This window comes from Pseudomonas sp. 18.1.10 (assembly GCF_024655625.1).
Classification (GTDB): domain Bacteria; phylum Pseudomonadota; class Gammaproteobacteria; order Pseudomonadales; family Pseudomonadaceae; genus Aquipseudomonas.
This window is the reverse complement of record NZ_JANLGL010000021.1, coordinates 19197-40283: the sequence shown is the minus strand read 5'-3', so window position 1 is coordinate 40283 and position 21087 is coordinate 19197. Positions and strand designations below refer to the sequence as shown.

The 21087-nt window shown below is 62.0% G+C and carries 17 protein-coding genes; 8 read left to right on the top strand and 9 right to left on the bottom strand.

Translation table 11 applies throughout. From position 1 onward, the window contains the following. Positions 1 to 3 precede the first annotated feature (3 nt). The 5 genes from kdgD (at position 4) to NUV89_RS06070 (ending at position 6661) form a co-directional block, all read left to right on the top strand. Positions 4 to 915 (top strand): 5-dehydro-4-deoxyglucarate dehydratase, encoded by a 912-nt coding sequence (kdgD, locus tag NUV89_RS06090; RefSeq protein WP_124527484.1) that lies wholly within the window; start codon positions 4 to 6, stop codon positions 913 to 915. Between the two features lie 54 nt (positions 916 to 969). Then, positions 970 to 2415, top strand: coding sequence for an aldehyde dehydrogenase family protein (locus NUV89_RS06085; protein ID WP_257780624.1), 1446 nt, complete (start codon positions 970 to 972; stop codon positions 2413 to 2415). Between the two features lie 200 nt (positions 2416 to 2615). Further along, entirely contained in the window at positions 2616 to 3980 is a 1365-nt protein-coding gene (locus NUV89_RS06080) for an MFS transporter (protein WP_257780623.1), read from the top strand. 11 nt (positions 3981 to 3991) lie between these two features. Continuing rightward, the gene (gene garD, locus NUV89_RS06075) at positions 3992 to 5545 is read left to right on the top strand and encodes a galactarate dehydratase (protein ID WP_257780622.1); all 1554 of its coding nucleotides are present in this window, start codon (positions 3992 to 3994) and stop codon (positions 5543 to 5545) included. 174 nt (positions 5546 to 5719) lie between these two features. Then, a complete protein-coding gene (locus NUV89_RS06070; protein ID WP_257780621.1) occupies positions 5720 to 6661 on the top strand; it encodes an AEC family transporter in 942 nt (313 codons plus the stop codon). Positions 6662 to 6780: 119 nt separating this feature from the next. Here the strand turns inward: NUV89_RS06070 and NUV89_RS06065 are convergent, their stop codons facing one another. From NUV89_RS06065 to puuE, 6 genes are read right to left on the bottom strand one after another with little or no spacing between them, the layout of a single operon-like run. Next, positions 6781 to 7164 carry a carboxymuconolactone decarboxylase family protein gene (locus NUV89_RS06065; RefSeq protein WP_257780620.1) on the bottom strand — a complete coding sequence of 128 codons (384 nt, stop codon included), beginning with the start codon at positions 7162 to 7164 and terminating at the stop codon, positions 6781 to 6783. Continuing rightward, on the bottom strand, positions 7161 to 8207 hold the full coding sequence (locus NUV89_RS06060; RefSeq protein WP_257780627.1) for a calcium/sodium antiporter: 1047 nt from the start codon (positions 8205 to 8207) through the stop codon (positions 7161 to 7163). The genes NUV89_RS06065 and NUV89_RS06060 overlap by 4 nt, the downstream gene beginning before the upstream one ends. Positions 8208 to 8264: 57 nt before the next feature. After that, a complete protein-coding gene (locus NUV89_RS06055) occupies positions 8265 to 8636 on the bottom strand; it encodes a septal ring lytic transglycosylase RlpA family protein (protein ID WP_257780619.1) in 372 nt (123 codons plus the stop codon). Between the two features lie 59 nt (positions 8637 to 8695). Continuing rightward, the gene (alc, locus tag NUV89_RS06050; RefSeq protein ID WP_257780618.1) at positions 8696 to 9691 is read right to left on the bottom strand and encodes an allantoicase; all 996 of its coding nucleotides are present in this window, start codon (positions 9689 to 9691) and stop codon (positions 8696 to 8698) included. A 41-nt stretch (positions 9692 to 9732) separates the two neighbouring features. Next, positions 9733 to 10248 (bottom strand): 2-oxo-4-hydroxy-4-carboxy-5-ureidoimidazoline decarboxylase, encoded by a 516-nt coding sequence (uraD, locus tag NUV89_RS06045; RefSeq protein WP_257780617.1) that lies wholly within the window; start codon positions 10246 to 10248, stop codon positions 9733 to 9735. Continuing rightward, a complete protein-coding gene (gene puuE, locus NUV89_RS06040; protein ID WP_257780616.1) occupies positions 10245 to 11171 on the bottom strand; it encodes an allantoinase PuuE in 927 nt (308 codons plus the stop codon). The genes uraD and puuE overlap by 4 nt, the downstream gene beginning before the upstream one ends. 386 nt (positions 11172 to 11557) lie before the next feature. Between puuE and uraH the strand changes: the two genes are divergently transcribed. Together uraH and NUV89_RS06030 are read left to right on the top strand one after the other, a co-directional pair. Next, positions 11558 to 11911 carry a hydroxyisourate hydrolase gene (uraH, locus tag NUV89_RS06035; protein WP_038847464.1) on the top strand — a complete coding sequence of 118 codons (354 nt, stop codon included), beginning with the start codon at positions 11558 to 11560 and terminating at the stop codon, positions 11909 to 11911. 144 nt (positions 11912 to 12055) lie between these two features. Next, complete coding sequence (locus NUV89_RS06030) at positions 12056 to 17284, top strand: dermonecrotic toxin domain-containing protein (protein ID WP_257780615.1); 5229 nt, start codon at positions 12056 to 12058, stop codon at positions 17282 to 17284. On the opposite strand, the gene NUV89_RS06025 is transcribed toward NUV89_RS06030, so the two are convergent. From NUV89_RS06025 to NUV89_RS06015, 3 genes are all read right to left on the bottom strand, one after another. Next, positions 17223 to 17849, bottom strand: a complete 627-nt coding sequence (locus NUV89_RS06025; protein ID WP_257780614.1) for a LysE family translocator — start codon at positions 17847 to 17849, stop codon at positions 17223 to 17225. The genes NUV89_RS06030 and NUV89_RS06025 overlap by 62 nt on opposite strands. Positions 17850 to 17863: 14 nt before the next feature. Further along, on the bottom strand, positions 17864 to 19210 hold the full coding sequence (locus NUV89_RS06020) for an NCS2 family permease (RefSeq protein WP_257780613.1): 1347 nt from the start codon (positions 19208 to 19210) through the stop codon (positions 17864 to 17866). A gap of 187 nt (positions 19211 to 19397) precedes the next feature. Beyond that, entirely contained in the window at positions 19398 to 19832 is a 435-nt protein-coding gene (locus NUV89_RS06015; RefSeq protein ID WP_257780612.1) for a MarR family winged helix-turn-helix transcriptional regulator, read from the bottom strand. Between the two features lie 81 nt (positions 19833 to 19913). Between NUV89_RS06015 and NUV89_RS06010 the strand changes: the two genes are divergently transcribed. Continuing rightward, entirely contained in the window at positions 19914 to 21080 is a 1167-nt protein-coding gene (locus NUV89_RS06010) for a PLP-dependent aminotransferase family protein (RefSeq protein ID WP_257780611.1), read from the top strand. Positions 21081 to 21087: the final 7 nt, after the last annotated feature.

The following is a 21087-nucleotide window of genomic DNA, read 5'->3' as shown; positions in this document are numbered from 1 at the left end:
ATAATGAATCCACAAGAACTGAAGTCCATCCTCTCCCACGGTTTGCTGTCTTTCCCCGTGACCGATTTCAATGCGCAGGGTGACTTCCACCAGGCGGGTTACATCAAGCGCCTGGAATGGCTGGCCCCCTACGGCGCCACGGCCCTTTTCGCTGCCGGCGGCACCGGTGAGTTTTTCTCCCTCGCCGCCAGCGAATATTCCCAAGTGGTGAAAACCGCGGTTGATACCTGCGCCACCAGCGTGCCCATCCTCGCCGGTGTGGGTGGTTCGACCCGCCAGGCCATCGAGTACGCCCAAGAAGCCGAGCGCCTCGGCGCGAAAGGCCTGCTGCTGCTGCCGCACTACCTCACCGAAGCCAGCCAGGACGGGGTTGCCGCCCACGTTGAAGCGGTGTGCAAGTCGGTCAAGATCGGTGTGGTGGTGTACAACCGCAACGTTTGCCGCCTTACCGCGCCACTGCTGGAACGCCTGGCCGAGCGCTGCCCGAACCTGATCGGCTACAAAGACGGCCTGGGTGACATTGAATTGATGGTCTCGATCCGCCGCCGTCTCGGTGATCGTTTCAGCTACCTCGGCGGCCTGCCGACTGCAGAGGTTTACGCCGCTGCTTACAAGGCCCTGGGCGTTCCGGTGTATTCCTCGGCGGTGTTCAACTTCATCCCGAAAACCGCGATGGATTTCTACCACGCCATTGCCCGCGAAGATCACGCCACCGTCGACAAGATCATCGACGACTTCTTCCTGCCGTACCTGGATATCCGCAACCGCAAGGCTGGCTATGCCGTGAGCATCGTCAAGGCGGGTGCAAAAATTGTCGGCTACGACGCAGGCCCGGTGCGCACTCCGCTGACCGACTTGCTGCCGGAAGAATATGAAGCCCTGGCCGCGCTGATCGACAAGCAAGGCGCGCAATAACTTATCTACAAGGCCGCTGAGAAATCAGCGGCCTTTTGCGTCAGGAGAAGATTCGTGTCCCAAGCCCAGCGTTTTGAAAACTACATCAACGGCCAATGGGTGGCCGGTGCCGACTATTGCGTCAACCTCAACCCGTCGGACTTGTCCGATGTGATTGGCGAATATGCCAAGGCCGATGTCGGCCAAGTTAACGCGGCCATCGAGGCGGCACGCGCCGCGTTCCCGGCCTGGTCCACCTCCGGGATTCAGGCGCGCCACGATGCCCTGGATAAAGTCGGCAGCGAAATTCTCGCCCGCCGCGAAGAACTCGGCACCTTGTTGGCCCGGGAAGAGGGCAAGACCCTGCCCGAAGCCATCGGCGAAGTGACCCGCGCCGGTAATATCTTCAAGTTCTTCGCCGGTGAATGCCTGCGCTTGTCCGGTGACTACGTGCCGTCGGTGCGCCCGGGCGTCAACGTTGAAGTGACCCGCGAAGCCCTCGGCGTGGTCGGCCTGATTACCCCGTGGAATTTCCCGATTGCGATCCCTGCGTGGAAAATCGCCCCGGCCCTGGCCTACGGCAACTGCGTAGTAATCAAGCCCGCCGAACTGGTGCCGGGCTGTGCCTGGGCGCTGGCGGAAATCATCTCCCGCGCCGGCTTCCCGGCTGGCGTGTTCAACCTGGTGATGGGCAGCGGCCGCGTGGTCGGCGATGTGCTGGTCAACAGCCCGAAAGTCGATGGCATCAGCTTCACCGGCTCCGTCGGTGTGGGCCGTCAGATCGCCGTCAGCTGCGTGTCGCGCCAGGCCAAGGTGCAGTTGGAAATGGGCGGCAAGAACCCGCAGATCATCCTCGATGATGCCGACCTCAAGCAGGCCGTCGAGCTGTCGGTGCAGAGCGCGTTCTACTCCACCGGCCAGCGTTGCACCGCCTCCAGCCGCCTGATCGTCACCGCCGGTATTCACGACCAGTTCGTTGCGGCGATGGCTGAGCGCATGAAGTCGATCAAGGTCGGCCATGCGTTGCAAAGCGGCACCGACATTGGCCCGGTGGTATCCCAGGCCCAGCTGGATCAGGACTTGAAGTACATCGATATCGGCCAAAGCGAAGGCGCGCGGCTGGTGAGCGGTGGTGGCCTGGTGACCTGCGACACCGAAGGTTACTTCCTGGCGCCAACGCTGTTTGCCGACAGCGAAGCCGCCATGCGTATCAGCCGTGAAGAGATCTTCGGCCCGGTGGCCAACGTGGTGCGCGTGGCGGACTACGAAGCGGCACTGGCCATGGCCAATGACACCGAGTTCGGTTTGTCGGCGGGCATTGCCACTACGTCGCTGAAATACGCCAACCACTTCAAGCGCCACTCCCAGGCCGGGATGGTGATGGTCAACCTGCCGACCGCTGGTGTGGACTATCACGTTCCATTCGGTGGCCGTAAGGGCTCATCCTACGGTTCGCGTGAGCAAGGTCGCTATGCGCAAGAGTTCTACACCGTGGTGAAGACCAGCTACATCGGTTCGTAACACGCAACACCTGTGGGCACCGGTTCCTGTGTGGGAGCTGGCTTGTCGGGTCGCCGCACCGCTGCGATGGCATCACCGTGGTGTACCTGACACTGCGTGGTGCCTGTATCGCAGGCAAGCCAGCTCCCACAGAGAGCGGTCCTCAGTGGCAACAACAAATAATTACCCGCAAAAAAAATAATTAGTGGGAGTACTTCTTTATGCAAGCGACCAAGCCGACCCACGTCCGCTATTTGATATTGCTCATGCTGTTCCTGGTGACCACGATCAACTACGCCGACCGGGCCACCATCGCCATCGCGGGCTCCAGCCTGCAAAAAGACCTCGGCATCGACGCGGTCACCCTCGGTTACATCTTCTCTGCATTCGGTTGGGCCTACGTGGCCGGGCAAATTCCCGGCGGCTGGTTGCTGGACCGGTTCGGCTCGAAAAAAGTCTATGCCCTGAGCATCTTCACCTGGTCACTGTTCACCGTGCTGCAAGGTTATGTCGGTGAGTTCGGCGTCTCCACCGCCGTCGTCGCGCTGTTTATGCTGCGCTTCATGGTGGGCCTGGCCGAAGCGCCTTCGTTTCCCGGAAACGCCCGTATTGTTGCGGCGTGGTTTCCTACGGCCGAGCGCGGCACTGCTTCGGCGATCTTCAACTCGGCGCAATACTTCGCCACGGTGTTGTTTGCACCGCTGATGGGCTGGATCGTCTACAGCTTCGGCTGGCAGCACGTGTTTATCGTGATGGGCGTGATTGGCATCCTGTTCTCGCTGATCTGGCTGAAAGTTATCCACAGTCCGCGCCAGCACCCGCTAATCAACGAAGCCGAGTTCAACCACATTGCCGCCAATGGCGCGATGGTGGATATGGACCATGACAAGGGCAAAGGTAAAAAAACTGACGGTCCGAAGTGGGATTACATCCGCCAGTTGCTGACCAACCGCATGATGCTCGGCGTGTACCTGGGCCAATACTGCATCAACGGCATCACCTACTTCTTCCTGACCTGGTTCCCGGTGTACCTGGTGCAGGACCGTGGCATGACCATCCTCAAGGCCGGTTTCATCGCCTCGTTGCCGGCGATCTGCGGCTTTATCGGCGGTGTGCTCGGCGGGGTGATTTCCGACTACCTGCTGCGCAAAGGCCATTCGCTGACCTTCGCCCGCAAGGCGCCGATCATTGGCGGCCTGCTGATTTCCAGCAGCATCGTGGCCTGCAACTACGTGGATATCGAATGGATGGTCGTAGGCTTCATGGCCCTGGCCTTCTTCGGTAAAGGCGTTGGCGCACTGGGTTGGGCGGTGGTGTCCGACACTTCGCCGAAACAAATCGCCGGCCTCAGTGGCGGGTTGTTCAACACCTTCGGTAACCTCGCGTCGATCACGACGCCGATCGTCATCGGCTACATCATCAGCACCACCGGCTCGTTCAAATGGGCCTTGGTGTTCGTCGGCGCCAACGCGCTGGTGGCGGTGTTCAGCTACCTGGTCATCGTTGGCCCGATCAAGCGCGTTGTGCTCAAAGAGCCGCCCACCAAGGGCCCAGAACTGACCCAACTTACCGAAGCGCACTCCTGAGGGGCGATGTAATGCAGTTGATTGAACATGCCGACTCGCCGCGCTCCATTCGTTTGCACGAGCGCGACAACGTAGTGATCGTGGTGAACGACCAGGGCGTACCGGCCGGGACCGAGTTCCCGGACGGCCTGGTGACGGTGGATTTCATCCCCCAGAGCCACAAGGTGACCCTGGAAGATATCCCCGAGGGCGGTCAGATTATTCGCTATGGCCAGACCATCGGTTACGCCTTGGCGCCGATTCCGCGTGGCAGTTGGGTCCAGGAAGATCAACTGCGCATGCCCACTGCGCCACCGTTGGACAGCTTGCCGCTGTCCACCGAGGTGCCGCAAACCCAGGCGCCGTTGGAGGGCTTTACCTTCGAGGGTTATCGCAACGCCGACGGCACCGTGGGCACGCGCAATATTCTCGGCATCACCACCACGGTGCAGTGCGTCACGGGGGTGCTGGACCATGCGGTCAAGCGCATCAAGGACGAGCTGCTGCCCAAGTACCCCCATGTCGATGACGTGGTGGCGCTGACCCACAGCTACGGCTGCGGCGTGGCCATTACCGCGACAGATGCCTACATCCCGATCCGCACCGTGCGCAACCTGGCGCGCAACCCGAACCTGGGGGGCGAAGCCTTGGTTATCAGCCTGGGCTGCGAGAAATTGCAGGCCGGCCAGGTGATGCACGACAACGACAGCTCGGTGGATTTGAGTGAACCCTGGCTGTATCGATTGCAGGACGCCAGCCACGGCTTTACCGAGATGATCGAGCAGATCATGGAGCTGGCCGAAACGCGCTTGAAGAAGCTCGACCAGCGTCGTCGCGAAACCGTGCCGGCGTCGGAGCTGATCCTGGGCATGCAGTGCGGCGGCAGTGATGCGTTTTCCGGCATCACCGCCAACCCGGCGCTGGGTTTTGCCTCGGACTTGCTGCTGCGGGCCGGGGCGACGGTGATGTTTTCCGAAGTGACGGAAGTCCGCGATGCGATCTATCTGCTGACTTCACGCGCCGAGAGCAAGGAAGTCGCCCAGGAGCTTGTCAGGGAAATGGACTGGTACGATCGTTACCTGGCCAAGGGCGAGGCCGACCGCAGCGCCAACACCACGCCGGGCAACAAGAAGGGCGGGTTGTCGAACATTGTCGAGAAGTCCTTGGGCTCCATCGTCAAGTCCGGCAGCAGCGCGATCAACGGCGTGCTCGGCCCGGGTGAGCGCTTCAAGGGCAAGGGCCTGATCTTTTGCGCCACGCCGGCCAGTGACTTTGTGTGCGGCACCTTGCAGTTGGCGGCGGGGATGAACCTGCATGTATTCACCACCGGGCGTGGTACACCGTATGGGCTGGCGATGGCGCCGGTGGTGAAGGTGTCGACGCGTACGGAATTGGCGCAGCGCTGGCCGGATTTGATCGATATCGATGCCGGCAGGATTGCCACCGGGCGTGCGAGCATTGAGGAGTTGGGGTGGGAGTTGTTCCACTTCTACCTGGATGTGGCCAGTGGCAAGAAGCAGACGTGGGCGGAGCGGCATAAGCTGCATAACGACATCACCCTGTTCAACCCGGCGCCCATTACCTGAGACCGAGTCGCCTGCTTCGCGAGCAAGCCCGCTCCCACATTTGACCGATTTCCACCTTTGGAATGCGGTCAAATGTGGGAGCGGGCTTGCCCGCGAAGGCGTCTTGACAGGCGCCACAGGTCAGCATGGCTTATCATTAGCCACCTAACGACGCTCACCAAGGTTCTCCCCGGCATGCTGGCAATTTTCCTCACCACCCTGTCCATCACCGCGCCGGTGTTTGCCATGCTGTTTCTCGGTGTGCTGCTCAAGCGCATCAACTGGATCAACGACAACTTTATCCACACGGCGTCGTCCCTGGTGTTCAACGTCACCATGCCGGCGCTGCTGTTCCTGGGCATCCTGCATGCCGACCTGCACTCGGCGCTCAAGCCGGGCCTGCTGATCTACTTCGCCGTCGCCACCTTGCTCAGTTTTGCCCTGGCCTGGGGCTGGGCGATCTGGCGTTGCCCGCGTGAAGACCGTGGCATCTACACCCAGGGGGCGTTTCGCGGCAACAACGGCGTGATCGGCCTGGCACTGGCGGCGAGTATGTACGGCGATTACGGCATCTCCCTCGGCGCGATCCTCGCCGCGCTGGTGATCCTGTTCTACAACACCCTGTCGACCATTGTGCTGGCGGTGTACAGCCCGGTGATCAAGTCCGACCCGTGGAGCATCTGCAAAAGCGTGGTGGCCAACCCGTTGATCGTCAGCGTGATCGCCGCCACGCCGTTCGCGGTGTTCCAGATCGGCTTGCCGGGTTGGCTGGAGTCGTCGGGCCGCTACCTGGCCGACATGACCTTGCCGCTGGCGCTGATCTGCATTGGTGGCACTTTGTCGCTGGCGGCGTTGCGCAAAAGCGGCGGCATGGCCTTGAGTGCGAGCCTGGTGAAGATGATCGGTTTGCCCCTGGTGGCGACGCTGGGCGCCTGGCTGCTGGGGTTCCGCGGGCCGGAATTGGGGATTCTGTTCCTGTACTTCGGCGCACCGACGGCGGCGGCGAGTTTTGTGATGGCCAGGGCGGCCGAGGGTAATCATGAGCTGGCGGCGGCGATTATTGTGATTACGACGCTGATGGCGGCGGTGACCACGAATATCGGGATTTTTGTGTTGCAAGCGGGAGGCTGGATCTGAATTTTGTAGCGTTTGTGAGGGCCATTCGCGAGCAAGCCCGCTCCCACAGTTGACCGCATTCTCATGCTGGAACTCGGTCAACTGTGGGAGCGGGCTTGCTCGCGAATGCTATCTGACTGTCACTGCTGATCCGCCTGATACGCCTCAATCACTTCCTGCGCCGCGCGAAACGCATCAATCGCCGCCGGCACGCCCGCGTACACCGCACAATGCAGCAGCGCCTCGCGAATTTCCTCCACGCTACAGCCATTGTTCAACGCGCCACGCACGTGGCCCTTGAGTTCCTGCGGGCACTTGAGTGCAGTGAGGGCGGCGAGGGTAATCAGGCTGCGGGTCTTCAGCGGCAGGCCTTCGCGGTTCCATACGCCGCCCCAGGCGTGCTCGTTGACGAAGTCCTGCAACGGCTGGGTGAACGCGGTGGCATTGCCCAGGGCGCGGTCGACGAACACATCGCCCATGACCTGGCGACGCATCTCAACCCCGGACTTCTTCTGATCGGTCATTGCGATTCCCTCTTGTGTTGGCGGCGCCAGGCTCGCAGCGTGCTGAACAACAGGAAAGCCACCAGCACTGGCAGGACGTAATAGAGCATCAGGTGTTCAAGCTTGGTCGCCAGGGGCATGCCGGTGGTGAACGACATCACATGCAGCCCATACGCCAGGTACAGCCCCAGCAGCACCAGGCCTTCGGCGCGGGTCACGCGGTAGCCGGTGTAGAACACCGGCAGGCACAACGCCAAGGCAGCGAGCATCACCGGCAGGTCGAAGTCCAGGGCATTGGGCGAGACCGACAGCGGCGTCGGCGCCACCAGCGCGGTAAACCCCAGTACGCCGAGCAGGTTGAACAGGTTGCTGCCGATCACGTTGCCCACGGCGATGTCCCGTTCACCGCGCAGGGCGGCGATCAGCGAGGTGGCCAGGCACGGCAGGGAGGTGCCGACGCCGATCAGCGTCAGGCCGATGACGCGTTCCGACAGCCCCAGGTCGCCGGCCACATCCACCGCCGCGCCCAGCAGCAAGTGCCCGGCCAGCACCAGCACCAGGAACCCGCCGAACATCAGCAGCACGCTGCTCAGCCACGGGGCCTGGGCCACGGTGTGGAGCGTGCGCGGGCGGCGGGAATGGCGGGTCTGGTAGTGCAACACGCCGAGGTAGGCGAGCAGGGCCACCAACAGCAGCAAGCCGTCGGCGGGCGTGAGCGCTTCATTGGCGGCCAGGGTAAACACCAGCAGGCCCGCGAGGATCATCACCGGGATATCCAGGCGCACCAGCTGGCGCGAGACGCGCAGCGGAATAATCAGCGCCGACAGGCCCAGGGTCACCAGGATGTTGAAGATGCTGCTGCCGATCACGCTGCCCACGGCGATATCGGTATTGCCGGCCAGGGTCGCTTGCAGGCTGACGGTCATTTGCGGCGCGCTGCTGCCAAAGGCGACGATGGTCAAGCCGATGATAAGCGGCCGCACCTTGAGGCTGGCGGCCAGGCGCACGGCGGCACGCACCAGGATTTCCGCGCCGGTGATCAGCAACAGCAAGCCGCTGACCAGTTCCAGCAGGCTCCAGGGCGAGAGGGCAGTTAATCCGAAAATGGCCAGGGCTCCGTGTTAATTGCTCAGGGCTTGCACGCGTACCCGCGCGGTGCCGCTGCTGAGCATACCCAGTTGCTCGGCCGCCTTGCGTGAAAGATCGATCAAGCGCCCACGGGTATGCGGGCCGCGATCATTGATGCGCACCACCACGGATTTGTCGTTGTTGAGATTGGTCACCTTGACCTGGGTGCCGAACGGCAATTGCCGGTGGGCGGCGGTCAGGGCGTTCTGGTTGAAGGGTTCACCGCTGGCGGTTTTTTTGCCGTGGTGCTTGGCGCCGTAGTAGGAGGCGGTGCCGGTTTCGTCGTAGCCGTTGGGGTTGACGAGGCCGCTGGCGCAGCCGGTCAGCAGGGAAAAAAGAGCCAGGAGGCCGAGTAGACGCTTCATTTCCAGGTTATCCCCCTTTCAAATGTGGGAGCGGGCTTGCTCGCGAATGGACTCACCGCTTATTTAGTGACCTTGCCGAGAACGCGCAGGCGGCTCACACCACCATCCGGGAACACATTCAGGCGGATGTGGGTAATCGGCCCCAGTGCCTTGATCTGCTCGGCGAAGGTGTGTTCAGCGTGCATTTCCAGCTTCTGCGCTGGCAACAGTTCGCGCCAGAACAGCGATTGGGTTTCGATCTGGCTGTCGGTGCCGCCTTTGACGAAGGCGCCCTGGATCGAGCAGGTGTCCGGGTAGTTGCCCTTGAAGTGCAGGGTGTCGACGATGATTTTCTCGATCTCGCCCGGGTGGCCCAGTGCGACGATTACCCAGTCATTGCCCGGCGTACGGCGACGCGCGGTTTCCCAGCCGTCGCCCATGTTGATGCCACGGCCCGGGTTGAGGATGTTGCTCATGCGCCCGAAGTGTTCGTCGGAGCAGGCCAGCGCACGGCCGCCATTGAGGGCCGAGGCCAGGTCGACTTGTTCGTTGTCGCCAATCGACGACCAGTCGCGGAACGGAATGCCGTACACACGCAGACGGGCCACGCCGCCGTCCGGGTAGATGTTGAAGCGCAGGTGGCTGAACGCCTGGTCGTTGCTGATCTCGTGGTAGTGGTGGCTGTTGCCTTGCAGCTCGACGGCCGACAGCACTTCCACCCACTGGGTGTTCTCATCAGGGTCGCCCGAGGCCAGGAAGCAGGCTTCGAGGGAGGCCGACGGCGGGAAGTTGCCGGTGAAGAATGAAGTGTCGATGTCCACGCCTTTGATCGAACCCGGTACGCCCAGGCGGATCACCGCGCTGTCGTAGCCTTCGAAGCGCTTGCGGCGTGATTCCCAGCCGTCCATCCACTTGCCGTTGTCATCGAAAACGCCCTCCTTCCATACGGCCGGGGTCGGCTGGAACAGGCGGTTGGCGTCGGCGAACCAGTCGTCGGTTACCGAAAGGATCTTGGTGCCCAGGCGGGCGTCGGCCAGGTTGACGAACTTCTCGAAAGGTACGGCGTAAGCTTTCATTCTTCTTGTCTGCCTTAGATAGAGTGGCTGGGGATGGTCGTTTAGAGGGTCAGTAGACGGAACAACGCGATCTTGTTGATCTCGGCCAGTGCGCATTTGAACTCGGTGTCCACCGAGTGGTGGATGCGCGTTTCGAACGCGGCCAGGATCTGATGCCGGTTGCTGCCTTTTACCGCCATGATGAAGGGAAACTTGAACTTGGCCTTGTAGGCATCGTTCAGCTCGGTGAAGCGAGAAAACTCTTCGGCCGTGCATTGGTGAATCCCCGCGCCAGCCTGTTCATCCGTGCTGGCTTGGGTCAGTTGGCCCTGGACGGCAGCTTTGCCGGCCAGGTCCGGGTGAGCGTTGATCAGGGCCAGCTGGCTGGCATGATCGGCGCTCAACAGGATGTCGCTCATGCGCTGGTGCAGGGTTTCGATCTCGTCGATCGAAGGGTCCTGGCCCAGGTCGTAGGCCTTTTCGGCCACCCATGGCGAATGTTCGTAGATATCGGCGAAGGCGGCGACGAATTCGTCGCGGCTCAGCGTCGAGGGTTTGAGGGTCTTGAAGGCGGTCATTTGGCAGCTCCCTGGAACGGGTGGGTGTCGTGCCAGTGACGGGCAATGTCGACACGGCGGGTGAACCACACCTGTTCGTGGCCTTTGGCGTATTCGATAAAGCGCTTCAAGGAAGCCAGGCGTGCAGGGCGGCCGATCAGGCGGCAGTGCAGGCCGATGGAGAGCATCTTCGGCGCCTCGGCCCCTTCGGCGTAGAGCACGTCGAACGCATCTTTCAAGTAGTCGAAGAAGTCATCGCCCTTGTTGAAACCCTGCACCTGGGTGAAGCGCATGTCGTTGGTGTCCAGGGTGTAGGGGATCACCAGGTGCGGCTTGCCGGTGGGGTTGTTGGGTTCCCAGTAGGGCAGGTCGTCGTCGTAGGTGTCGCAGTCATAGAGGAAGCCGCCTTCCTCCATCACCAGCCGCCGCGTGTTGGGGCCGGTGCGCCCGGTGTACCAGCCCAGGGGGCGTTCGCCGGTCAGCTCGGTAAGGATGCGGATCGCTTCGAGCATATGCTCGCGTTCCTGGGCCTCGTCCATGTATTGGTAGTCGATCCAGCGGTAGCCGTGGCTGCAGATCTCGTGGCCGGCGTCGACCATGGCGCGGATCACATCGGGGTGGCGCTGGGCGGCCATGGCCACGGCGAAGATGGTCAGCGGGATATCGAATTCTTTGAACAGCTTGAGGATGCGCCACACGCCGGCGCGGCTGCCGTATTCGTACAGCGACTCCATGCTCATGTTGCGTGCGCCTTGCAGCGGTTGGGCCGAGACCATTTCCGAGAGGAAGGCTTCGGACTCTTTGTCACCGTGCAAGATATTGCGCTCGCCACCTTCCTCGTAGTTGAGTACAAACGACAACGCAATGCGTGCCTTGCCCGGCCAGTGGGGGTGAGGAGGGTTACTGCCGTAACCGATCAGGTCGCGTGGGTAGTCAGCGCTCACTGCAGTCTTCCTTCTTGTTCGTGATCATTCATGTGGCGGCCGGGCAGTGAAATGACTGGGTGGCGTCACAGCGATGAGTGATTGTATACAACTTATCGCTCACTTTGTAAGCCTACATTTCTGCATTTTTTCCGCAGGTCTCTGTGTAAAGGGTGTAGCAAGAAACTTGCCTGGTTGGTCAGCTAATGGACAAAAGGTCGTTTAAAAGCAAGGATTACCTGCCGATTGCCTGTTCACCCAATGCGGGCGGGGTGATCGAAAGGTTTGTGATTTTTATTGTGTACAATTTTTTTAAAAAGTGTCTTAATCAGCCATCGCCGGCTTTTTCACTGCCCTGAAAAAGTGCGGTTCTTTCTTCTACTGACTTCGGGAGGCGCGTAGACGCCATGGGACGTTTGACCACACACGTATTGGACGCCGCACACGGTTGCCCCGGCAGCGCGATCAAGGTTGAGCTGTACCGCGTCGAAGGCGCGCAGCTGGAACTGGTGGCCACCACCCTGACCAACAGCGATGGCCGCTGCGACGCACCGCTGCTGCAAGGCGACGACTACCGCAGTGGGGTCTACCAACTGCAATTCAGCGCTGGCGATTATTACCGCGCCCGCGGCGTGCAACTGCCGGAACCGGCTTTTCTGGATGTGGTGGTATTGCGTTTCGGCATCAGCGCCGAACAGGATCACTACCATGTCCCGCTACTGATTTCGCCCTACAGCTACTCCACTTATCGCGGTAGCTAGCGTCACCTCGCTTCACACCCCCAAAGCTCTTCGTTGGTTTTTCGCCCGCCCACACTGCGGGCTTTTTTTCGCCTGCCATTTATGTAGCGCACCGGTTCAGGGTTGGGTGACTAGGCTCGGGTTTTCCTGCCATGAAGACCGCCCATGAGCCTCGATATCCCCGACGTTGCACCGCAATCTTTCGATTTTGACGACCCGGGCACGACCCAGGAACAGCGCCTGGCGGCGATTCGTACGCGGCTGACACGGCGCATCAACAGCGTAAGCCTGCCCAGCCGCACAATTGACGAGTTGTACAGCGCCCATGAACGTTGCACACGCGCCGCCCATGCCCTGCGCACGATGGTGGTGCGCGCACCCCGTGTGCTGTCGCTGATGCGTGGGGCGCTGCGCCAGGCGTTCGGCCTGGACCCCTACAGCTTGCTGTTCAGCGAGCCGCTGCCACCGCGCCCGACCCAGCATCGCAATAGTCTGATGGACCGGACCCTGGCGCTGTTTACCGACCCGTATCCGCCGATCAATCTCCATCACTTCACGGCGCTGAGTATCAAGGGCGATCCCGGCGCGAGGTTGCCCTTTAATGCAGTGCAGGCGCTGGAGCGCGTCGGCAAACTGGAATTGGTGGCTCGGGTTGGCGGTGCGGTGGCCGATTATTGGCAGCAACTGGCCCAGGGCCGCGCATCAACGCGCCAAGAGCGCGCAGTGGAACTGCACAAGGCGGTATTTGCCGACCGGGCTTTCCTGGCGCAGCAGTTGTTCATGTTGTCGGACGCCGGCTACACCTTGGTCAAGCAACTATGGGACGCGCCGACTGTTGCTGCACGCCAGCTGGCCGGCGGCGATTGGGCCACGGTGCACGCAGGTCAGGTGATGTGGCCCCACGCCAGTGCTGGCAGCCTGGCCATTCCCGGTGCGCTGCACATCTATCGTGACAGCACCACGCAGGTGGTCTACCTGCCGGGGTTGCACCGTGAGTTTCATGAGTTCAGCTCCTGGCAGCAGATGCAGGCGCAACTGCCCGAGCGGATCAAGGCGTGGTTGCTGGGGGATTTCTGGCAGTACCTGCCCTTCAACCGGGCCGACCCGGCAACGTTGCCCGCGCTGCAACCCAGCCCGACACTCAGCGGTGACGCCCTGGCGTATAGCCTGCACGGCCTGCTGGCGCAACAATGGGCCAATGAATGGGCGGCGCTGCTGTCGATCAATTACGCGGTTGATGTGCCCCTCGACGCCGAGTTGCCCAGCCGAAGCGCCGCGCGCCTGCTGCGGTTTATCGAAAAGAGTCGGCACCGTGTGGTGGGTACGCTTGCGTGGGGCCCCGCGCTGGATGAGCTATTGGAGTGGGATCGTCTGCGCCGCCAACCCGAGGTTACCCTGGCGAGCCAATGCCCAGACCTGCCGCGCGGCACCCGTGCCCTGCACATCAGGCGTTATGAACACGGGTTGCTGGCACTGCTGGATGCCAAGGACCCCGCGCGCGAAACCGACGCCTATCAGGTTTTTTTGCGGGATCAGGAGCAGCGGCAGGCCAAGGCGCAAGCGGTCAGGCAGTGGACGCTCGATGCCGGTGAACGCCTGTTGCAACGGGCGTTCTGGACCGAACGCCCGGATGGCACACGCAATCGTTCAGCGCTGGTGTTTGCGGCCCAGGTCCAGGCGTTGCGCTGTGAAGCGCAACTGATGCACCAGTTGGGCGTGATCGAGCAGGCCCACCTCGACCGCTTGCTCGAAGTGCTCAACACGCCCTTGGCGGCGGCTCGACAAAGCAGTGACACCTGTGTCTTGCGCGTCTCCATCGGCGGCAGTTCGCCTATCCGCTACACCTTGACGGGGTTGTTGGTCGTCACCACCACCGGTGCCCAGGGGGCGCCGGCCCAGCTTCAGCCGGTGGTGTTGGTGGTGAGCGGCAGCCAGGGTGGCCTGGCGGTGTCTGAGTGTCTCGACGGCTTGTCCCAAAGCTTGCGGGCCAGCCTGGCCGGGCCTGATGACTCGACGTTGTGGCGCTGCGTCAAGCGTGATGAGCGCAGCGCTGCCCGTATGGCAACGTCGCTCAAGCTGGAGGTGGACTACACCATCGCCCCCCACGATGTGCTGCGTGACGATTTCAAGGCGCTGATCGACACCCATCGGCAGTTGGATAAGCGCCTGGCTGACAATGCTCGATTGTTCAGTGAAATCAGCGATCCGGGATTGGCGCGACGGGTCCTGGCCCAGGAACTGTTTGAGCACCTGCAAGTTCCGGACAACCCGCTGCGAAACGCGGCCTTGGCCAATGTCGAACTGCTGCGGCTGGCGGCGAGGCATGCCAAGACCCAGCCAGCCTGGCTCGCTACGGCTTCGGCGGCGGTTAAAAAAAACCATAGGCACCTGCAGCGCCGCTACCTGGGCAGCGCCATGGCGTTGGAGGGCCGCCTGTGGCAAGTCCTGCCGCCACTGGAGACGTTTGCTCGCCAGCGTCTGACGGCCCAATTGACGGCGGACGGGTTCTTCCCGGGGGTGGATATCGACCAGCCATTGCTGGATATGCCCGACGATGTCGGTTCCCAGTTCTGCGGCTGGGCAAGCACTTGCGCGCCGGGTGACCGTCATATCAAAAAGACCGTCAGCCCGCAGCGCAGCACCTTCAGCCTGCTGGAGCTGGCGCTGCACAATCTCGACCCCCAGGCGCCCTGGACCGAGTGGCGGCTGAACCGTGCGCGGTATTTGCAACCGGCGTGGCAAATGCGCCTGACGCCGCGCTACCTGATGAAGACCCTGGCATCCCTGGACATTGCCGGTCACTACCAACAGCTGATCCGCCAAGTGTTTTATCCGGCGCGGTCCTCCACGGGATTGCCACGGCCGCTGATTGATCGTGCGGCGCAACAGCTCGCCCGAGTGCAGCTGTTTTCGGCTACGCAGCAAGGGCTTTCGCTGCCGGCCCAGCAGCTGTTTACCCGCGCCATGGCGCCACGGGCGGCAACCGGCGTGCCCGCGCCGACCCTGAGTTTTGTGCGTTTGCGCGGGCATACCCTGGCCCATGATCGGCACATAACCGGCCTGTTGGTGATCGTCGACAAGCGCTCGCCACTCTGCCTGGTGTACTGGCCGAGCGCAGTGCATTTCCCGGTGTTGAGCGAGTACGCGGATTGGCAATTGGCCAGGGCTGCATTGAATCGCCAGGGGGCCAGCCCTGACAACCTCCGGACGCTCGCCAGCCTGGTGGCCCCGGGTTGGGAGGCCGAAGCATTGGCTGGCTATCCGGGGTATCGTCCTGCGCCGGCCATCAGCGTGGCGCCGCTGGTCAAAATTATCCCCACGCGCTTGTTCGGGCACGCGGTTCTTGGGCTGTACGAGCAGATCAGCCGGTTCGTCCGCTCGTTCAATATCAAGCACCGCGTAGCGGCGGCTGCCACTGAGGCAATCGAGGTGCAGATCCGCGAACAGATCGACGCCGAACCTACGGCTTGGCTGGATATTGTCAGTACCTGCCACTGTGATGCCCTGGCGGTGCTGGCCCACGGGCGCATGCTGGAGATCCAGCGCCGCGTGCACGCCCGCGCCAACACGGGCGCGGCCCTGGCGCAGTACCGCGAACAGCGCCTTGGCGAGCAGTGGGAGGCCACCGTACGTGGGCTTTTGTCCTTCGTGCCTGTGCTAGGGGTAGGCATCAGCCTGTATGAAATGCTGCTCGCCGCGAGGCGTTTCCATCTCAGTGGCCGGCCAGAGGACGCGGTCGATGTGGCGTTTATCACCCTGATGGCGTTTTTTGATGTGCTGACTTCATTCGTGCCAACCGCCAAATTGGCCAGGCCTGGAGCGGCACTGGGCCGGGGTGCGATGCGTTCGGCGCTGCGCCAGCTGCACCGCCGCCAGGCCTGGATGGCAAATACCCTGGCCACGCCGCAGGCGGCTGCGCACACCCTGGGCGTGCTGGAGCGGTTCAAGAAGCCGTTCTCCAGCGAGGGCGCACTTGCATTGCGCGGCGCGGGGGAGAAGGGCATCTACGTGAAAAACGGCGAGCAGTTCCTGGTGGATGGCGAATATGGCTACCCGCTATATCGACGCCGAGATGAAACGGGGCTACGGATCAAAAGCCCGGGCGACCAAGCCGAAGGGGAGTTGGTGCTGTATATCCGCGAGGAGCGGGAGTGGTTGCTGGGGGCTGATGCCCCGCCGTCGCCGCAACCGGGACCCAGTTCAGGGTTGTGGCAGCCGTTCAGGGCGCAGCGCACCACGGTCTGGCAAGCGCCTTCGCGGGTAGCGCTGGATCGGGCCATGCGCCAGACCCAGGTTCAGCCCCAGTCGTTTCAGGCCTGGGCTGTGGCGCGGGAGCTGACATTGACGGACTTGTTGCCCGCACGCGGGATCTTCCAGGTGACTGTCGCCCCTCCGGCGCGCAACTACAGGGTGCTGCACTACAACGGTCGTTACTACCGGGTGCTCCCGGAGGGTGGCAATCTTTCGTTCAGGGACCTGGTGTTCATCACCCGCGATCAGCCCCTGGCGCACGCGGCGGCCGTGGATGTCCGCTATTGGCTGGAAGCGGGCTTGTTCGATCAACCCATACCGGCGACCGTTTCGGCCAATGGTCAGTGGACGTTTCACCGCCCGCTGTTCAGCGAACCGTTGCACCTGGCCCTGGCTCGGGCATTTCCCGGCATGTTGGCGAGCAGTCGTGGATTTTTGATCGAGCGGCTGCTGGAGTTGTCCGACCCGCACCCGCGTCTCACCGCGACCCACCTGCTCGACCTCAAGGCCACGCTGGATAAGTGGCTGGCGCCCAATGCCGTGGGGCAGACCGACGACATGCTCAAGCTATTGCGTCCCCTCGACAGCACCACGCGTACTACCGTCTATCTGGGGGATGCGGCCTCGACACCCGGGTTCGAGCGTGCGGACTTCCGCTTGCGTCAGCCGCTGCACCGCTCTTTGCAACTGCCCACCCAGACCAACCTGATCGAGCGGTCGCAGATCATGCAAAAGGCTGTTCGAGAGGTGTTGGAGCAGCAGGGGTTTATCGTACGTGCCCTGGACAAGAAACCAGGAGCGAAGGCGACGCTGGATTACAGTTGCACCCATCCACATTCCAGCAACCGGTACTACGTGCTGACGCGCTGGGCCAACACCTCCAGCGTCAAGTTGCATGCCGCTCACGCCATGCAACTGACTGACGAGTGGTTTAACCGGCGCAGCGTGCTGGCGCACTATGCCAAGGCGTTTGCACCGCTGAAAAAGGCCATGGACGAAGGGCGCCTGGTGCGGATCATTGCCGGTATCCAATGGACCGCCACCGAACCGCCCACCCTGTATTTTGTCCGGTTCGGCAGCCTCAAGCCCGGAGCAGTGCCGCCACACCGGCAGTCCCAAAAAAGGCCGCACTCACCCGATTGAACCAGCCCTGGCCGCTGCCGCTGCGCAGGTAACGCGCGGCGCCATGGGCACTGAGGCCGTAGAACAACTTGCACAGCAGGTCGAGCACGGTCCAGGTGGCGATCATGATGAGCAATTGTGGGAGGAATGCTTGCTGGCTATTGAGAAATTGCGGCAGGAAAGCGGCGAAAAACAGAATGTCCTTGGGGTTGCTGGCACCCAGCACAAACGCCCGGCCAAACAGCGCCCGAAAGCGTGGGACCGGCGCGCTGTACGGTACTTCTGCCGCTTTTGCCGGCTGCCGGGATTGCTGCCAGCTCTGCCAGGCGAGGTAAAACAGGTACGCCGCGCCTGCAATCTTCAAGGCACTGAACAGTTGTTCGGACGCCAGCAACAGCGCGCCCAGGCCCAGGGCCGAGGCGCTCAACAGGCAGATCGAGGCAAACACCCCACCGAGAAACGCTGGATACGAGCGGCGCAGGCCGTAGTTGAGGCTGTTGCTTATCATCAGCAGCGACAACGGGCCAGGGATCAGGATCACGATCAGTGCAGCGCCGCTAAACAATAGCCAGGTTTCCAGGTTCATCATGTGCTCCGTTTTTATAGAAATATGAATTTGGCGATAAAGATCGCGCACAGCACCCACAAGCTCAGCGAAATCTCGCGGTACTTGCCGGTGCCCGCCTTGAGCGCCACGTACGTGATAAAGCCCAAGGCGATACCGTCGGCCACCGAGAAGGTCAGCGGCATCATGATCGCCGTGACAATCGCCGGAATGCTGTCGGTGGCCTCGTCCCAGTTGATGTGAGCCATGCTTGCCATCATCAGCATCGCCACGTAGATCAGCGCGCCAGCGGTGGCATACGCCGGGATCATGCCGGCCAGCGGTGCAAAAAACATCGCGGCCACAAACAGCACGCCCACAGTCACGGCCGTCAGCCCGGTACGACCGCCAGCGGCAACACCGGCGGCACTTTCCACGTAGCTGGTGACTGGCGGCACACCGACCATCGCGCCGAAGACGCTGGAAGCGCTGTCGGCTTTCAACGCGCGGGACAGGTTATCGATCTTGCCATCGGCATTGACCAGGCCGGCCCGTTGCGCGACGCCCATCAGTGTACCTGCGGTATCGAACATGTGTACAAAAAGAAAGGCAAATACCACGCTAATCATGCTGACATTGAATACACCTTTCACGTCCATGGCCATCCAGGTCGGCGCCAGGCTCGGTGGTGTGGAGATCATGCCGTTGTAGTGCACCAGGCCCAGACCCCAGCCGGCCAGGGTTACGGCGATGATGCTGATGAGGATCGCGCCGAATACGCGGTGGTAGCTGAGGATGGCAATCAGCAGGAAGCACACCGCCGCCAGCAGTGGTGCGGGTTCATGCAGCGAGCCGAGCTTGATTAACGTAGCCGGGCTATCGACGATGATCCCCGCGGTTTTTAAGCCGATCACCCCGAGAAACAGGCCGACACCCGCGCCCATGGCATGGCGCAGGCTCACCGGAATGCTGTTGAGCAGCCATTCGCGCACCCGCGACAGGGTCAGGCCCATGAACAGCACGCCTGAGATAAACACCGCACCCAGCGCGGTTTCCCAGGTGTAGCCCATGGTGCCGACCACGGTGTAGGTAAAAAACGCATTCAGGCCCATGCCCGGCGCCAGGCCCACCGGCCAGTTGGCGTACAGGCCCATCAGCAGGCAACCGAGCGCGGCGGCGATGCAGGTGGCGACAAACGCCGCGCCGTGGTCGATGCCGGCGTCGGCCATGATGTTGGGGTTGACGAAGATGATGTAGGCCATGGTGATAAAGGTGGTGAGGCCGGCGATCAACTCGGTCCTCACTGTGGTGCCATGCAAGCGCAGTTTGAACAGGCGTTCCAGCCAGCTGTTGCTGGGCGGGGAGAGGTCCAGCGTCGGGGCTTCAGATTTGCGGCTATCCACAGCAAGTACTCCTCAAGAGTTTTATTGTTATTTCCAGCGCCGGTCACAGATGTGGGCAACAGCGCTTTGAGGTACTGGCGGGTTTTGTTGACCGATAGGTCAGGAACTCGCACGAGGCGAATTATGCTTTTGTATACAAAGAAAGCAAATAATGTTTTCGAATGATCGGGTGGCAGGCGATAGAAGGCTAATTCACTGCACTCAGTGCCTGATTCACCGCCAGCCATCCGGCGACAGCTGCTTCGCCGGCGTCACTGAACGCGCGCTGCAACAGTTTGACCTGCTCACGTCGCAACGACTGTTCAAAACGCTGGCCTTCCTCACTCAACTCCAGCAGGCGTTTGCGCTTGTCAGTCTCGGACGCAACGCTGTTCACCAGGTGCATTTCCTGCAATTGGCGCAGCGGCATATTCAGCGCCTGCTTGCTCACGCCGAGCAGTTCCAGCAGCTCTTTCACGCTCAAGGCCGGATAACGGGCGATAAAAAACACGATGCGCTGGTGCACGCGGCTCAAGCCTCGGCGTTCGAGCATCTCGTCGGCTTTGGCGGTGAAGGCCTGGTAGCCGAAGAAAAACGCTTGCATGGCTTCTTGCTGGGCGGCTGGGTTTTTAAGGTCAAGCATATTGACGTATCCATCGAAGCTGTCGTAATTTCGGTCAACCAGTTTGACGTATTTCCCACAGTCTTCGCTAGCGGTGAACCCATGGCCTTCTCTGAACGTGTTACGCGCCTCAAAAGCTCCCTGATCCGGGAAATCCTCGCGGCGGCCCAGCGCCCGGAAGTGATGTCGTTCGCCGGTGGCCTGCCGGCCGAAGCCAAGTTGCCGGCGTTGAGCTGGGACGACATGCCACTCAACATCGGCCAATACGGCATGAGCGAAGGCGAACCGCAGTTGCGTGAATTGCTCGCCGCCGAAGCCGGCGCCCTGGGCATACCGTGCCAGGCCAGCCAGGTGCTGGTGGTCAGCGGTTCGCAGCAAACCCTGGACCTGGCGGCCAAGCTGTATATCGACAAAGGCACGCAGATCCTGCTGGAAGGCCCGACCTACCTGGCCGCGTTGCAGATCTTCCAACTGTTCGGCGCCGACTGCCTGACCGTGCCGCTGGAGGCCGATGGCCCCGACCTGGCCGCACTGCGCGCCAACCTGCAACGCCATCGCCCGGCGTTCATCTACCTGATCCCGACCTTCCAGAACCCCTCGGCCGTACGCTACAGCGAGGCCAAGCGCGAAGCCGTCGCCGCATTGCTCGACGAGTTCGGCGTGACCTTGATCGAAGACGAACCCTACCGCGAGCTGACCTTTGACGGCGGCAGTGCCAAACCCATCGTCGGGCGGTTGAAGAAAGCCAGCTGGATCTACACCGGCACGGTCTCCAAGACCTTGTTGCCGGGACTGCGCGTCGGCTACCTGATCGCCAGTCCGGACCTGTTCCCGCACCTGCTCAAGCTCAAGCAGTCGGCGGATTTACACACCAACCGCGTCGGCCAATGGCAGGCCATGCAGTGGATCGGCACGGAAAAATACCAGCAGCATCTGGGGGAGCTGCGCAGCTTTTACCGCGAACGCCGCGACGCGTTCCAGGCCGCACTGGCGCAGCACTTCGCCGACCTGGCCGACTGGCAAGTGCCCCAAGGCGGATTATTCTTCTGGCTGACCTTGAAACAGCCGCTCGACACCCGCACTTTATTGGCGCAAGCGCTGGAGCAGGACGTCGCGTTCATGCCCGGTGAACCGTTCTTTGCCGAGCCGGACCAACACTTGGGCTCGTTGCGCCTCAATTTCAGTCATATCGACCCGGCCCGCCTGGACGAAGGTCTCAAGCGCCTGGCCGCGGTGGTCCGTCAAGCACAGCACGCGCAAGCGGCATAAGGGGAGC

Excerpts from the sequence above, each read along its gene's own strand:
- kdgD (WP_124527484.1), top strand. The coding sequence starts at position 4 with ATGAATCCACAAGAACTGAAGTCCATCCTCTCCCACGGTTTGCTGTCT.
- NUV89_RS06080 (WP_257780623.1), top strand. The coding sequence starts at position 2,616 with ATGCAAGCGACCAAGCCGACCCACGTCCGCTATTTGATATTGCTCATG.
- garD (WP_257780622.1), top strand. The coding sequence starts at position 3,992 with ATGCAGTTGATTGAACATGCCGACTCGCCGCGCTCCATTCGTTTGCAC.
- NUV89_RS06070 (WP_257780621.1), top strand. The coding sequence starts at position 5,720 with ATGCTGGCAATTTTCCTCACCACCCTGTCCATCACCGCGCCGGTGTTT.
- NUV89_RS06065 (WP_257780620.1), bottom strand. The coding sequence starts at position 7,164 with ATGACCGATCAGAAGAAGTCCGGGGTTGAGATGCGTCGCCAGGTCATG.
- NUV89_RS06055 (WP_257780619.1), bottom strand. The coding sequence starts at position 8,636 with ATGAAGCGTCTACTCGGCCTCCTGGCTCTTTTTTCCCTGCTGACCGGC.
- alc (WP_257780618.1), bottom strand. The coding sequence starts at position 9,691 with ATGAAAGCTTACGCCGTACCTTTCGAGAAGTTCGTCAACCTGGCCGAC.
- uraD (WP_257780617.1), bottom strand. The coding sequence starts at position 10,248 with ATGACCGCCTTCAAGACCCTCAAACCCTCGACGCTGAGCCGCGACGAA.
- uraH (WP_038847464.1), top strand. The coding sequence starts at position 11,558 with ATGGGACGTTTGACCACACACGTATTGGACGCCGCACACGGTTGCCCC.
- NUV89_RS06030 (WP_257780615.1), top strand. The coding sequence starts at position 12,056 with ATGAGCCTCGATATCCCCGACGTTGCACCGCAATCTTTCGATTTTGAC.
- NUV89_RS06025 (WP_257780614.1), bottom strand. The coding sequence starts at position 17,849 with ATGAACCTGGAAACCTGGCTATTGTTTAGCGGCGCTGCACTGATCGTG.
- NUV89_RS06015 (WP_257780612.1), bottom strand. The coding sequence starts at position 19,832 with ATGCTTGACCTTAAAAACCCAGCCGCCCAGCAAGAAGCCATGCAAGCG.
- NUV89_RS06010 (WP_257780611.1), top strand. The coding sequence starts at position 19,914 with ATGGCCTTCTCTGAACGTGTTACGCGCCTCAAAAGCTCCCTGATCCGG.